A 13,425-nucleotide genomic window follows, 5' to 3' on the forward strand; every position below is an offset into this window, starting at 1 on the left:
TGCGGGCGCCCAGGCATGCTTGGTCGATCACAATGTCGCAAACCGGCCTTGCTTTTCGGCACGATTTGGCGATTCCGTTTTCTCTTCGAAGACGGGCTCGAAACATGCTGCTGATCAGATCCTACATCGCCGCGAGCGCAATCGAAGGCGTCGGTGTGTTCGCCGCCGAGCCGATCCGGAAAGGCACCTCGATCTGGCGGCTCGATCCGGATTTCGACCGGCTGATCCCGATGGAAAAATATGAAGCCGCACCGCCGCACCTCAGGGAATTGCTCGACAGGTACGCCTATCCAAGCCCAGACCGGCCCGGCTTCATGGTCTATGAAGTCGACAACGGCCGTTTCATGAACCACTCCGAAAGGCCGAACACGGATTTTTCGCGGCATGGCGGGGCAATCGCGATCCGCGACATTGCGGCGGGCGAGGAAATAACCTGCGACTACGGCGAGTTCTTCGAGGATTTCGGGCGGCTCCACCTGGCGACAGCATAACGCCGGCGGTCGTTTGGCCGCTGCGTTTCATTCGGTAGTGGACAGAGCGGCGTGATTCTGCTATCAGCCGCCACAATTCGTGGTGTAATTCGCCGCGGAGGCAAGTGACATGGCCGCTTGCCTGTTGATATCAAACCCGAAAGACAGGATTGCACGTGCAGGTACTCGTCCGCGACAACAATGTTGATCAGGCGCTTCGCGCGCTGAAGAAAAAGATGCAGCGCGAAGGCATCTTCCGCGAAATGAAGATGCGCGGACATTACGAGAAGCCTTCCGAGAAGCGCGCCCGTGAAAAGGCCGAGGCCGTTCGCCGCGCCCGCAAGCTGGCCCGCAAGCGTGCCCAGCGCGAAGGCCTGTTGCCGATGACGCCGCGCCCGGTTGCGGCTGGTGCTGCCGGCGCAGCGCGTCCGCCGCGCTGATACCGCCAATTTTTCGTCCTTTTCAAAGGATATCCGAGGTGGCGCGATGCGGAATCGCCGCCACCTTTTTGTTTTGAATTCGACTCGGTTCGGAGGGAACGGACCTGACGGCGCTGCGGCAGTGAGGACAGAGCAGACATGAACGTTATTCCCGTGGAGCGCAGAACCGCCTTGCGCGGCTTCGCCCTGACGGCAACCCTGTTTTCCGGGTTGGCGCTCGCCTGCTGCCAGACAGCCCCGACCGGCGAATTCAACAACATCGACAAGGCACAAGGATCGACCGAGAACATCTCCTCGCTGTCGGCGGTGATCCAGCGCAATCCCCAGGATCCGGAAGCCTACAATGTGCGTGGCTCGGCCTATGGCCGCGGCGGCCAGTACCAGGCAGCACTGAAGGACTTCAACACCGCCATCCAGCTCAACCCGAATTTCTACCAGGCCTATTCGAACCGCGCTCTGATCCAGCGCTTCCTCGGCAACCAGGAGGCGGCGCTTGCCGACTACAACCGTTCGATCCAGATCAATTCGAACTATGACGCCGCCTATATCGGCCGCGGCAATCTCTATCGCAAGGCAGGCCGGACCCAGGAAGCCTTCAACGATTTCCAGAAGGCGATCCAGCTCGACACGACCGACGCACGCGCCTACCACAATCGCGGCCTGATCTATCAGAGCCAGGGCCAGCACGCTTTCGCCATCGAGGATTTTTCCACCGCCATCTCGCTGGCGCCTGACGCCGCCGAACCCTACAATGGCCGCGGCCTCTCCTACCTCGCCATGAACGACGAGGACAACGCCTTCGCCGACTTCAACATGGCGATCAAGCTCGACGGCAAGAATGCCGAGGCCTGGGCCAACCAGGCGCTGATCTACGAGCGGCGCGGCGACAAGGCCAGGGCTGCGAAATCCTACCGCGAAGCCGTCCACCTCAACCCGGCCTACCAGCCGGCAAAGGATGGCCTGGCGCGCACCAGCGCCAGCTGATCAAAAGACAGCATCGACCCGACCTCGGGCCTGCCAAGGCTTGAGGCGGTTCGGCATGCCTTGGAAAATATCCGATAACGCTACACGGAGGTCCTGACCCTGACGGCTGCCTTGATCGCGCCTAGTTTTCGGCGGAACGCTCGAGCCACTCAAACCGTTGATCGACGCAATTTGCGAAAGGACCTCTCCCATGATCAAGAAATTTGCCTGTGCCGCCGCGCTTGCCACTACGGTGCTTGCCGCTCCCGCCAGCGCGGGCAGGCTTGAACTCGGCGTGCTCGACTGCACCATCGACGGCGGCACCGGCTATGTCGTCACCTCCAACAAGGGTGTGTCTTGTGTCTATCGCCCCCATCACGGCGGCCCCTCCGAGATCTATACCGGGGTCATTTCCAAGCTCGGCCTCGATGTCGGCAAGACGCACCAGGGTCAGTTGGCATGGGCTGTTCTCGCTGCCACCCGCAACCACGATTCCGGCGACCTCGCCGGCAGCTATTACGGCGTCAACGCCGAGGCCAGCGTGGTGACCGGCGGCGGCGCTAACCTTCTCGTCGGTGGATTGGACAGCGCCTTTTCGCTGCAGCCTCTCAGCGTGCAGGCTCAGACCGGTGTCAACCTGGCTGTCGCCGTCACCTCGCTGGATCTGATCCACTCGCTCAAATAACCGCATTGGCAGATAAACGCATTTGGCCTCTCTACGTGCAGCGCAGAACGGGATACGATAAACTTTCTGCGCTGCACGACCTTGGGGGGGCGCCATGCCGAAGACGACCGTCGCCGCTGCCATGATCGTCGCCGCGCTTGCGGGACAGGCTGAGGCATGGGACCGGGGTATCGAGCTTGGCGTGCTTGATTGTGCCATCGGCGGCGGCACCGGCTTCATCTTCGGCTCGAGCAAGGATCTGAGCTGCACCTTCACGCCCGCCGACAAGACCTTTGCGCCGGAAGCCTATTTTGGCGCCGTCAACAAATACGGTCTCGACATCGGCACCACCAGGCAGACGGTGATGCAGTGGCTGGTGCTGACGCCGCTCAGGAATATCTACGCACCCGGCGCGCTCGCCGGTGACTATGTCGGCGCCAGCGCCGAGGTAACAGCGGCGGTCGGCGCCGGTGCCAATCTCCTGGTCGGCGGCTCCTCGCAGGCCTTCACTCTGCAGCCGCTCAGCCTGCAGACGCAGACCGGCGTCAACATCGCCATCGGCGTCAGCCAGTTCCAGTTGCGCAGCACGGCAAATTGATCGCAAGTCGGGCATGGCCCGAATATCGGCGATCTGCGTCGCATCGGCTTCGTGGGCACCTCCAAAAAACCGCTTGAGCTCAACCGTAGTTGAGGTTCTACAAGCTCTCCCGGACGAGGGCGGCGCGCGTCGTTTCGGATGCGCAAAGGCCTCCGACATCTTGAACGGCCTCGCAGAAAATTCGGGAGAATGACGTGATCGCAACCAGCAGGAACAGGGTCGATTGGCGCGCATTGTGGGCGAGCGGCGACCTGGCACGCTTCTGTTTCATCAGCCTCGGCATCCTGCTGCACGCTACCAACGAGACCATGGTTGCAACGGTGATGCCGGCGATGGTCGGCGAGCTCTCCGGCCTGCAACTGGTTGGCTGGTCGCTGGCGATCTACGAGCTCGGTGCCATTGTCGCAGGCGCCGCCGCCGGACGGCTGGTGAGTTACGTCGCCCTGCGCACCACCATGGTGGTTGCTGCCTTGCTCTACGCGGCCGGTGCGCTGGTCTGTGCGACAGCGCCTTCCATGCCGCTCTTCCTCGCCGGACGGCTGATCGAAGGGTTCGGCGGCGGCGCGCTGGTGTCGCTGGCCTTCGTCTCGGTCGAACGGCTGTTTCCGCGTACCATCTGGCCGCAGCTTTTCGGCGTCATGTCGGCGATCTGGGGCGTCGCCGCCTTCAGCGGGCCGGTGCTCGGCGCCGTCATGACCGAATTGCTGTCGTGGCGCTGGGCATTTGGCATCTTCACGCTTGGCGGTACGGCCATGGCGCTGGCGAGCTTCATCATGCTCGACACGCCCGAGGCGACCAGGCCGCAGGCAACCACCGGCGCGGCGCCGCCCTTCCCCTTTGCCGCGCTCGGTTGCCTTGCCGTCAGCGTCGTGCTGATCGCGATGGCCGGCGTCGACATCGCCCTGCTGCGTTCGTCGCTGCTGCTGGCTCTCGGCCTGATCGGCCTTGCACTGTTCGTCCGCGTCGACGCACTGAAGCCGCACTCGCGCCTGTTCCCGTCACGGCTGTTCTCATGGCGCACGCCGGTTGGCAGCGGGATGACCATGGTTGCCGCGTTTTCCGTAGCGACCTGCTCCTTCGCCGTCTACGGGCCGCTGCTTCTGACCAGCCTGCACGGCATTCCGATCCTGACCACCGGCTACATCATCGCCGCCGAATCGATCGCCTGGTCGATCCTATCGATCCTCGTTGCCAATGCGCCGCCGGAGCGCGAACGGCTGATCATCGTCGGCGGCGCGCTGATGATCGCGACCGGTATCGCCGGTTTCGCCCTTACGGTGCCGGCCGGCTCGATCCCGCTGATCCTGCTCTGCGCCTTGCTGCAGGGCGGCGGCTTCGGCGTCGCCTGGCCCTTCCTCACCCGCATCATCGTGGCATCGGCGCGTTATGGTGAGCAGACCATCGCTTCCGCCGCCGTGCCGACCATGCAGCGCATCGGCTACGCGGTGGGTGCGGCGCTGACCGGCATCGTCGCTAACGCCAGCGGCTTTTCCGAAGGCCTCAACCGCGAGGCGGCAGCGAACGTCGCCGCCTGGCTGTTCCTTGCCTTCGTGCCGCTCGGGATCCTGGGATGCCTTGCAGCGTTGCGGATTTCGGCGGCCACTGACCGGCCGCAGGAAGCGATCAGCTAGACCACGATCGTCTTCAACCGCTCCGCAATTAATGTCGCGAGCCGCATAGCCACTTCGTCCTTGCTCATCTCCGGCCATTCCTCGACGCCGGCCTTCGACACGATCCGCACCCGGTTGCGGTCGCCGCCCATCACTCCGGACGGACCGACACCGCTTTCGTGCGACACGTCGTTGGCGACGATGAGATCGGCGCCTTTCCCGGCAAGTTTGGCCTGGGCGTTCTTGACCAGATCCTGCGTCTCGGCGGCGAAGCCGACGACCAGGCCCGGCCGCCGCTTATGATGACCGACGCCGGCGAGAATGTCGGGATTCTCGACCATTTGCAGCGCCGGCGGCCTCTCGCCGGCCTGCTTCTTGATCTTTTCACCGGCGGATTTCGCGGTGCGCCAGTCGGCGACCGCCGCGACGAATACCCCGGCATCGGCCGGCAGGAGTTGTTCGACGGCGTCCTTCATTTCGGCTGCGGTTTCGACATGCAGCGTGGTGACGCCGACCGGATCGGCAATGGCAACCGGGCCGGAGACGAGGCGGACATCGGCGCCGAGCTTCGCCAGCGCCGCTGCGATGGCGTGGCCCTGCTTACCGGAGGAGCGGTTGGCGATGTAGCGCACCGGGTCAATCGGCTCATGCGTCGGTCCAGAGGTGACGATGATCCTCCTCCCCGACAGCGGCTTCGGCCTGTTATCGAGCAGCGCCTCGATCGCGGCGACGACCTCCAGCGGCTCGGTCATGCGGCCTTCGCCCGCCTCGTTGCTCTCGGCCATCTCGCCCTTCGCCGGGCCAACGAATGCGATGCCGTCCTTCTGCAGCGTCGCGCGGTTGCGGCGCGTCGCCGGATGCGTCCACATTTTTGGGTTCATGGCCGGCGCCATCAGCACCGACTTGTCGGTGGCAATGAGCACGGTGGAGGCAAGATCGTTGGCATGACCATTGGCAAGTTTTGCCATCAGGTCGGCGGTGGCGGGCGCCACGACCACAAGGTCAGCCTCGCGCGACAGGCGGATGTGGCCGACATCGTGCTCGTCATTGCGGTCGAACAATTCGGTGAAGACGCGGTCGGCCGAAAGCGCCCCGACCGACAGCGTGGTGACGAATTCCTGCGCCGCAGCCGTCATCACCACCCGCACCGCAGCGCCGCGCTCGCGCAGCCGGCGGATCAGGTCGAGCGCCTTGTAGGCGGCGATACCACCGCCGATGATGAGCAGGATGCGCTTGCCGGAAAGGCTGCCTCGCGGGAAGATATTGCTCGAAGCGGCGGTAATTGGCGCCACCGGACTGCGTGAGCTTGCCAGTTCGCGGAGGGTCTTCTCGATCTGCTCGATACGGCCAACCGGCCCGAGTTGACCTTCGACCGCGGCCCGGATCATCACCCTGGCCTGTTCTTCCATGGAGCGATCGTTCTCTGCGGCCAGCTGGCGCAGCAGCTCCTTGACCTCGTCGTCAAGGTTGCGAATGGTGATGCTGGCCATGCGATTGCACTTGCCTCAGATCGACGAATGCAATGATAGCAATGCAATCAATGCTGGACAAGCCGCTAGAAGACGCGCCACGCGATAAAGACCAGCGTCAGCGCGATCACCCACAACGCCAGCCGACCGGAACGGGTGTGGCGTGCCTCTGCCTTGCCGATCGCGTGTGCGGTTGTCTCGTCGAAACGCAGCCCGTGCTCGGCCATCAGGTCGATCTCGCGCGACAGCCGCTCGGTGCGGGCGGCAAGGTCCGGCGCCTGGCGAGCCAGCGCCAGCATCGCCTTGACGCCGTCACGCGCATCGACCAGCAGGCCTCGCGGGCCGAGATTGCCGGCAATCCAGTCGCCGACCACAGGCTCGGCCGTCTTCCACATGTTGAAGGCCGGGTCGAGCGTGCGGGCAACGCCTTCGACGACCACCATGGTCTTCTGCAGCAGCACCAGTTCGGGCCGCGTCGCCATGTCGAACAGTTCGGTCACCTCGAAAAGCAGCGTCAGCAGCTTGGCCATCGAGATGGTCTCGGCCGGCTGGCCATGGATCGGCTCGCCGATCGCCCGGATCGCCTGCGCGAAGGCCGCGACATTGTGCTGGCGCGGCACATAGCCGGCCTCGAAATGCACTTCGGCGACGCGCAGATAATCGCGGACGATGAAGCCGTAGAGGATTTCGGCAAGGAACCGGCGTTCCTTCCTGTCGAGCCGGCCGGCAATGCCGAGATCGACGGCGACGATGGTGCCGTCAGCCTCGACGAACAGGTTTCCCGGATGCATGTCGGCGTGGAAAAAACCGTCACGCAGCGTGTGACGCAGGAACGACTGAACGAGATTGGCGGAGATCGTCTTGAGATCGTGACCTGCCTCGGCGAGGCCGGCAATGTCGCTCAGCTTGACGCCGTCGACCCACTCCATGGTCAGCACGTCGCGGCCGGTACGCTCCCAGTCGACGGAAGGCACGCGAAAACCGGGATCGTCCTTGGTATTTTCGCCGAGTTCGGAAAGCGCTGCCGCCTCGAGCCTCAGATCCATTTCGATCTTGGTGGTCTGCGCCAGCGTCTCGGTCACCTCGACCGGCTTCAGGCGGCGCGACGACGGGATATATTTCTCCTGCAGGCGAGCGGCGAGGAAATAGCTTTCAAGATCCTGGAAGAAGCGGTGCCGCACGCCCGGCCGGATGACTTTCACCGCCACCCTGGTGACTGCGCCGTCATTGAAGGTTTCGGCGGAGTGGACCTGGGCGATAGAGGCTGCGGCGACAGCATCGCCGAAACTGGCGTAGAGCTCGCCGACCTTGCGCCCGAGCGAGGCCTCTATGGCCATGGCGGCTTCGGCCTTCGGAAACGTATGCATCTTGTCCTGCAGCATGGCGAGATCGAGCGCCATGTCGTTGCCGACGACATCAGGCCGTGTCGCCAGGAACTGGCCGAGCTTGACGTAGGACGGGCCGAGCCGGATCACCGCCTTGGCCAGGCGGTCGCCGCGTTCATAGGCAAGCGCGCGACGACGGGTAAACAGCCGCGCCAGGCGCCAGCCTAGTTTCGGCAGGCCGGATAGCTCATCGCCCGGCAAGGCCGCGACGACGCCCTCGCGGACCAGCACCCACCCGGCCCGTGCGAGCCTGAAACCAGCGCCGACGGTGCTCATCGCTGCGCTTGCCTCAAAGCTTCCAGCCTGAATGGAGTGCGGCGATGCCGCCCGAATAGTTGCGGAAAGAGACGCGATCGAAGCCGGCACGCGAGATCATCGCGGCGAAATTCTGCTGATTGGGAAATTTGCGGATCGATTCGACCAGATAGGAATACGGCTCGCCGTCGCCGGTGACCACCTTGCCGATCCTCGGGATGGCGTTGAACGACCACGCCTCGTAGACCTTGTCGAGCAGCGGCATGTCGACCTCGGAAAATTCGAGGCAGAGGAAGCGGCCGCCTGGCTTCAGGACGCGATAAGCTTCGGCAAGCGCTACATCGATGCGCGGCACGTTGCGAATGCCGAAAGCGATGGTGTAGGCGTCGAACGTCAGCTCGGCGAAGGGCAGTTTCTCGGCATTGGCCTCGATGAATTCGGTGTTATCAGACAGGCCTTTTTTCTCAGCCCGGTCGCGGCCTACGGCGAGCATCGAGCCGTTGATGTCGAGGACCGTGGCATGAGCATGGCGATGGCTGGCTTCGATGATGCGGAAGGCGATGTCGCCGGTACCGCCGGCAACGTCGACGACGCGCCAGCCCGGTTGCTTCGACGGATTGAGCCATGCGACCATGGCGTCCTTCCACAGCCGGTGCAACCCGGCCGACATCAGGTCGTTCATCAGGTCGTAGCGGTTTGCGACCTTATGGAAAACATCGTTGACCAGGGACTGCTTGTCGCCTGCCCCTACACGCTTGAAACCGTAGGAGGTTTCCATGCCGCCAGCGGCTGTGGTTCTCTCAACTGACATTATTTTGATCCGCCATAAAACCGGCGGGACCATAGCCGATCGATGGTGCGGACGCTATTGTTTAAGGCGCGGTGTTCGGCCGCGCTTCTGGACCGACCTGACGGGATGACTGCATGCCTTTGAAAGCAGAACTGCACTGCCACATCGAAGGGGCAGCTGCGCCCGAACTCGTCATCCGCCAGGCGCAGAAATACGGCAGGGACACCTCGCGCTACATTCAGAACGGCTCGTTCGTCTGGCACGATTTCACGTCCTTCCTCGCCACCTATGACTTCTCCTCCGACCTGTTCCGCACGGAAGAGGATTATGCGCGGCTTGCCGATCACTACCTGACCAGCCTCGCCCGCGACGGCGCCATCTATTCCGAAATCTTCACCTCGCCAGACCACGCCAGCAAGGCCGGCCTGTCACCCAAGGCCTATACGGACGCGCTCGGCGAAGGCATGGCCCGCGCCAAGGCCAAGACCGGCATTGAGGGCCGTATGATTGTCACCGGCGTGCGCAATGCCGGCGTCGAGTCGATCGAGCAGGCGGCACGCTTCGCGGCCCGGTGCGGGCATCCGCTGGTCACCGGGTTCGGCGTTGCCGGCGACGAACGCATCGGCGATCTGGAGGACTATGTCAGGGCCTTCGAAATCGCTCGCGAAGCCGGCCTCGGCATCACCGTCCATGCTGGCGAACTGATGGGCTGGGAGAGCGTCAAGGCAGCACTCGACCATATCCGCCCCTCTCGCATCGGCCACGGCGTGCGCGCCATCGAGAACCCCGACCTCGTCCGGCGCATCGCCGACGAGGGCGTCGTGCTCGAATGCTGCCCCGGCTCCAACGTCGCGCTCAAGGTCTTCGACAGCTTCGCCGATCACCCGTTTCCGGCCTTGAAAGCGGCGGGCTGCAAGGTGACGCTCAACTCCGACGACCCGCCCTATTTCTGGACGTCGCTGAAGCGCGAATACGACATCGCCGCCGAGCATTTCTCGATGAACGACAAGGCGCTGGCCGCCGTCACCAGGACTGCCATCGAGGCGGCATTCGTCGACAGGAAGACCAGGAGCGCGCTTCTCGCCCGCCTCAACGGTGCCGCCCGCTGAACCTCCTTCTCCCGCAAAAACTGTGTGGTCGGCGACCGCAAACGGTTTCTTGGCCGGCATATTGTCGATAGGGTCTTTCGAGCTGCCTGAAGCACGTCGCGTCCGAAGGGATGCGGCGCGCTCTTTTGGCGATATGCATCAGGAGAACATCATGCAGGGCGTCACCGTCGTCGACCATCCGCTTGTCCAGCACAAGCTGACCATCATGCGCAAGAAGGAAACCTCGACGGCCGGCTTCCGGCGGTTGCTGCGCGAGATTTCGTTGCTTTTGGGCTACGAGGTCACCCGTAATCTCGAACTGACGACGACGACAATCGAAACGCCGATCGAGACGATGGAGGCGCCGACGCTGGAGGGCAAGAAGCTGGTCTTCGCCTCGGTGCTGCGCGCCGGCAACGGTTTGCTCGAAGGCCTGCTCGATCTGGTGCCGGCGGCACGCGTCGCCCATATCGGTCTCTATCGCGACCACGAAACGCTGGAGGCGGTCGAATATTTCTTCAAGGCGCCGAGCGATCTTGCCGACCGGCTGGTGATCGTCGTCGATCCGATGCTGGCCACCGCCAATTCGGCGATCGCCGCCATCGACAAGCTGAAAGGGCGCGGTGCCACCAACATCCGCTTCCTCTGTCTCTTGGCAGCGCCCGAAGGCATCGAGCGCTTCACCAAGGCGCACCCGGATGTCCCCGTCTTCACCGCCTCCATCGACCGCCAGCTCAATGACAAGGGTTATATCATGCCCGGCCTCGGCGACGCCGGCGACCGCATGTACGGCACCAAATGATTAGAACGCCGCGCGTCCAGTCGGACGCGCAAAGGACGCTCTAACACTTTCCAATCCGGGCCATGTGCTGTTTACCGGTCGTTTACGCAAAGCTGCGGTTTCGGCGCGCGTTAAAGCGGCAAACACCATGTCGGGATCAGGATCGGCCTGCACGAAGGCTGACCCATGCTGCGCACGCTTCTCATTCTTGCTGGAATATCGGTATCGATCCCGATCCTCTATCAGTCGAATCCGCAGCTCTTCGACGGCCTGCTGAGATCGACAACCGGGACCAAGCCGGCAGGCGATTCACGACCGGACCTGAAACTGGTTGCGGTCCCGGACAAACCGGCGATGCCGCAGCCGCTTGGCCGCAAGGTCGTGGTCGCGGCGGACGAGCGCGGGCATTTCACCTCGGCCTTCAGGCTCAACGGCCGTCAGGTCGACGGCCTGATCGACACCGGCGCCACCCTGGTCGCCATCAACAGTTCGACGGCGCGCAGGATCGGCATCTCGCTCAACCAGTCGGACTTCAGCCATGAGGTCAACACCGCCAACGGCGCGATCAGGGCCGCGCTGGTGACCATCGATCGCCTGCAGATCGGCAAGATCACGGTCGACAACATCCAGGCGGTCGTGCTCGACGACAGGGCGCTGCAGACCAACCTGATCGGCATGAGCTTCTTGCAGCGGCTTGAAAAATACCAGGTCGAAAACGGTACGCTGCTGCTCGTGCAATAAGCTGCTGCTCGTCTGCCAGTTACCCGCGCGGCAGGATCCGCCGGATGACGGTTTTTTCCGCGGCCGGTTTCGAAGCACCGATCGTATAGGCCGAAATCACAGTGGCGGCTGCCGCCTCTGCGTCCGATAGCGTGCGGGCATGGACCAGCGCCAGCGCCTCGCCGGCCCGTACTTCCGCGCCGACCGGCAACAGCTGGGTGATGCCGACCGCATGATCGATGCTGTCGTCCGGCCGGGTGCGCCCGCCACCAAGCGCGACGACGGCGAGCCCGATGTCGCGGGTGGCGATGCCGGTGACGAAACCGTTGCCGGGCGCCTTGACGGTGAATTCCGTCGCCACCTTCGGCAGGTATTTTTCTGGCTTCTCGACGAAATCGGCGGGACCGCCAAGTGCCGCCACCATGCGCGCGAAGACGGCGGCGGCGCGGCCGCCGGCCAGCGTCTCGGCAGCACGCCGCATGCCGTCCTGATTGGACGCCGCCAGGCCTGCCAACTGTAGCATTTCGGCGGCCAGTGCCAGCGTCACATCCTCCAGCCGCCTATCGCGGAAGCGGCCGGTGAGGAAATCGACCGCGTTGCGCACCTCGACCGCATTGCCCGCCGCCGATGCCAGCGGCTCGTTCATACCGGTGACCAGCGCCGAGGCCTTTAGGCCGGCGCCATTGGCAATCTCGACCAGGCTGCTCGCCAGCGCGGCTGCATCGCGCGACTTCTCCATAAAGGCGCCGTTGCCGACCTTGACGTCGAGCACCAGCGACTGCAGGCCGGCGGCCAGTTTCTTCGACAGGATCGAAGCTGTGATCAGCGACACTGACTCGACGGTCCCCGTCACATCGCGGATAGCGTAGAGCCTACGGTCGGCGGGCGCGAGATCGGCGGTCTGGCCGATGATGGCGCAACCGGTTTCGAGAACCGTCTTGCGGAAGCGCGCAATATCGGGCTGGCTGATGTAGCCGGGGATCGCATCCATCTTGTCGAGCGTGCCGCCGGTATGGCCGAGGCCCCTGCCGGAAATCATCGGCACATAGGCGCCGCAGGCGGCAACGATCGGCGCCAGCATCAGCGAGACATTGTCGCCGACGCCACCGGTCGAATGCTTGTCGGTGACCGGTCCGGGCAGGTCCGACCAGTCGAGCACGTCGCCGGAATCGCGCATGGCAAGCGTCAGCGCCACCGCCTCGTCGCGGCTCATGCCGCTGAAGAACACCGCCATGGCGAAGGCACCGACCTGTCCGTCCGAGACGGTGCCGGCGGTCAGCCCCTCGATGAAGACTGCTATTTCCTGCGCGGACAGCCTGTGGCCGTCGCGCTTGCGGCGGATGATTTCCTGGGGAAGTATCAAGCCGAGACCTTACTCTCGGGTAGCCCGTCCTGGAACACACGCTTAAGGATCGTCGCCAATCGCGCGCCGCCGATCGGCGCCATGTCCTTCGTCTCCTGGTGCGAAAGCTCCGCCCCGGTCATCCCTGCGGCAAGGTTTGTGACCACCGAGCAGGCGGCGACGCGCAGGCCGAGGAAACGGGCGAGAATGACCTCCGGCACGGTCGACATGCCGACGGCGTTCGCACCGATGATGCGCGCCATGCGGATTTCGGCGGGCGTCTCGAAGCATGGTCCGGAGAACCACATATAGACACCCTTGTGCAGCTTGGTGCCGGTCGCCTTCGCCGCCTTCTCGATCGCCGAACGCAGGCCGGCATCATAGGCTTCGGTCAGGCCGACGAAGCGGCGCTCGCTCGGCTCGCCGATCAACGGATTGGAGCCGGAGAAATTAATGTGGTCGGTGATCAGCATCACCGATCCCGGTCCCATGTCTGGATCGACCGAGCCGGCGGCATTGGTGAGGATCAGCTTGGTTATGCCTATGCCGGCGAGCACCTCCAGCGCTGGCCGCATCGCCGCCGCGTTGCCGTGCTCGTAATAATGGGCGCGGCCGGACAGCATCAGCACCGGCGTGCCGGCAAAAAGCCCGGCCACCACCTCGCCGGCATGGCCGGTGACGCCGCTTCTGGGAAAGCCCGGCAGTTCGGCATAGGAAATGCGCACCGCATTCTCGACCTGGTCGACAAGACCACCAAGCCCCGAACCCAGCACCAGCGCTGTGGCAGGCGCCAGCCCGTCCAGCCTTTCGACGAGATGATCCAGAGCCTTTTCCATCATTTCAACCAGCT

The 13,425-nt window shown here is 63.9% G+C and carries 14 protein-coding genes; 9 read left to right on the forward strand and 5 right to left on the reverse strand.

Going from position 1 to position 13,425, the window contains the following annotated elements; all coding sequences use genetic code 11:
* Positions 1-104: 104 nt before the first annotated feature.
* From EN859_RS25880 to EN859_RS25905, 6 genes are all read left to right on the forward strand, one after another.
* The gene (locus EN859_RS25880) at positions 105-491 is read left to right on the forward strand and encodes an SET domain-containing protein-lysine N-methyltransferase (RefSeq protein WP_127855598.1); all 387 of its coding nucleotides are present in this window, start codon (positions 105-107) and stop codon (positions 489-491) included.
* Between the two features lie 155 nt (positions 492-646).
* Positions 647-910 carry a 30S ribosomal protein S21 gene (rpsU, locus tag EN859_RS25885; protein WP_008874389.1) on the forward strand — a complete coding sequence of 88 codons (264 nt, stop codon included), beginning with the start codon at positions 647-649 and terminating at the stop codon, positions 908-910.
* A gap of 138 nt (positions 911-1,048) precedes the next feature.
* Positions 1,049-1,894: a tetratricopeptide repeat protein gene (locus tag EN859_RS25890; protein WP_127855597.1), complete on the forward strand. Its 846-nt coding sequence runs from the start codon at positions 1,049-1,051 to the stop codon at positions 1,892-1,894.
* 190 nt (positions 1,895-2,084) lie between these two features.
* Positions 2,085-2,558: a DUF992 domain-containing protein gene (locus tag EN859_RS25895; RefSeq protein ID WP_127855596.1), complete on the forward strand. Its 474-nt coding sequence runs from the start codon at positions 2,085-2,087 to the stop codon at positions 2,556-2,558.
* 94 nt (positions 2,559-2,652) lie between these two features.
* Entirely contained in the window at positions 2,653-3,135 is a 483-nt protein-coding gene (locus tag EN859_RS25900; RefSeq protein ID WP_127855595.1) for a DUF992 domain-containing protein, read from the forward strand.
* A 194-nt stretch (positions 3,136-3,329) separates the two neighbouring features.
* Positions 3,330-4,766, forward strand: coding sequence for an MFS transporter (locus tag EN859_RS25905; RefSeq protein ID WP_127855594.1), 1,437 nt, complete (start codon positions 3,330-3,332; stop codon positions 4,764-4,766).
* Here EN859_RS25905 and coaBC read toward each other — a convergent pair.
* The 3 genes from coaBC to ubiE all read right to left on the reverse strand — a co-directional run bounded on the left by coaBC (position 4,763) and on the right by ubiE (position 8,665).
* Positions 4,763-6,235: a bifunctional phosphopantothenoylcysteine decarboxylase/phosphopantothenate--cysteine ligase CoaBC gene (gene coaBC / locus EN859_RS25910; RefSeq protein WP_210237723.1), complete on the reverse strand. Its 1,473-nt coding sequence runs from the start codon at positions 6,233-6,235 to the stop codon at positions 4,763-4,765. The genes EN859_RS25905 and coaBC overlap by 4 nt on opposite strands.
* 65 nt (positions 6,236-6,300) lie before the next feature.
* Positions 6,301-7,875 carry a 2-polyprenylphenol 6-hydroxylase gene (gene ubiB / locus EN859_RS25915; protein WP_127855593.1) on the reverse strand — a complete coding sequence of 525 codons (1,575 nt, stop codon included), beginning with the start codon at positions 7,873-7,875 and terminating at the stop codon, positions 6,301-6,303.
* A 13-nt stretch (positions 7,876-7,888) separates the two neighbouring features.
* Positions 7,889-8,665 carry a bifunctional demethylmenaquinone methyltransferase/2-methoxy-6-polyprenyl-1,4-benzoquinol methylase UbiE gene (gene ubiE / locus EN859_RS25920; protein WP_127855592.1) on the reverse strand — a complete coding sequence of 259 codons (777 nt, stop codon included), beginning with the start codon at positions 8,663-8,665 and terminating at the stop codon, positions 7,889-7,891.
* 113 nt (positions 8,666-8,778) lie between these two features.
* Here ubiE and EN859_RS25925 point away from each other — a divergent pair, with 113 nt between their 5' ends.
* The 3 genes from EN859_RS25925 to EN859_RS25935 all read left to right on the forward strand — a co-directional run bounded on the left by EN859_RS25925 (position 8,779) and on the right by EN859_RS25935 (position 11,254).
* Positions 8,779-9,753: an adenosine deaminase gene (locus EN859_RS25925; RefSeq protein WP_127855591.1), complete on the forward strand. Its 975-nt coding sequence runs from the start codon at positions 8,779-8,781 to the stop codon at positions 9,751-9,753.
* A gap of 151 nt (positions 9,754-9,904) precedes the next feature.
* The gene (gene upp / locus EN859_RS25930) at positions 9,905-10,534 is read left to right on the forward strand and encodes a uracil phosphoribosyltransferase (RefSeq protein WP_127855590.1); all 630 of its coding nucleotides are present in this window, start codon (positions 9,905-9,907) and stop codon (positions 10,532-10,534) included.
* Between the two features lie 165 nt (positions 10,535-10,699).
* Positions 10,700-11,254, forward strand: coding sequence for a TIGR02281 family clan AA aspartic protease (locus EN859_RS25935; RefSeq protein WP_127855589.1), 555 nt, complete (start codon positions 10,700-10,702; stop codon positions 11,252-11,254).
* 19 nt (positions 11,255-11,273) lie between these two features.
* Here EN859_RS25935 and deoA read toward each other — a convergent pair whose 3' ends face one another.
* Together deoA and EN859_RS25945 are read right to left on the reverse strand one after the other, a co-directional pair.
* The gene (deoA, locus tag EN859_RS25940; RefSeq protein WP_127855627.1) at positions 11,274-12,593 is read right to left on the reverse strand and encodes a thymidine phosphorylase; all 1,320 of its coding nucleotides are present in this window, start codon (positions 12,591-12,593) and stop codon (positions 11,274-11,276) included.
* Complete coding sequence (locus EN859_RS25945) at positions 12,593-13,414, reverse strand: purine-nucleoside phosphorylase (protein ID WP_127855588.1); 822 nt, start codon at positions 13,412-13,414, stop codon at positions 12,593-12,595. Before EN859_RS25945 ends, deoA begins: the two co-directional genes overlap by 1 nt.
* Positions 13,415-13,425 lie beyond the last annotated feature (11 nt).

Source organism: Mesorhizobium sp. M00.F.Ca.ET.216.01.1.1 (assembly GCF_004010325.2).
In the GTDB taxonomy this organism is placed as follows: domain Bacteria; phylum Pseudomonadota; class Alphaproteobacteria; order Rhizobiales; family Rhizobiaceae; genus Mesorhizobium.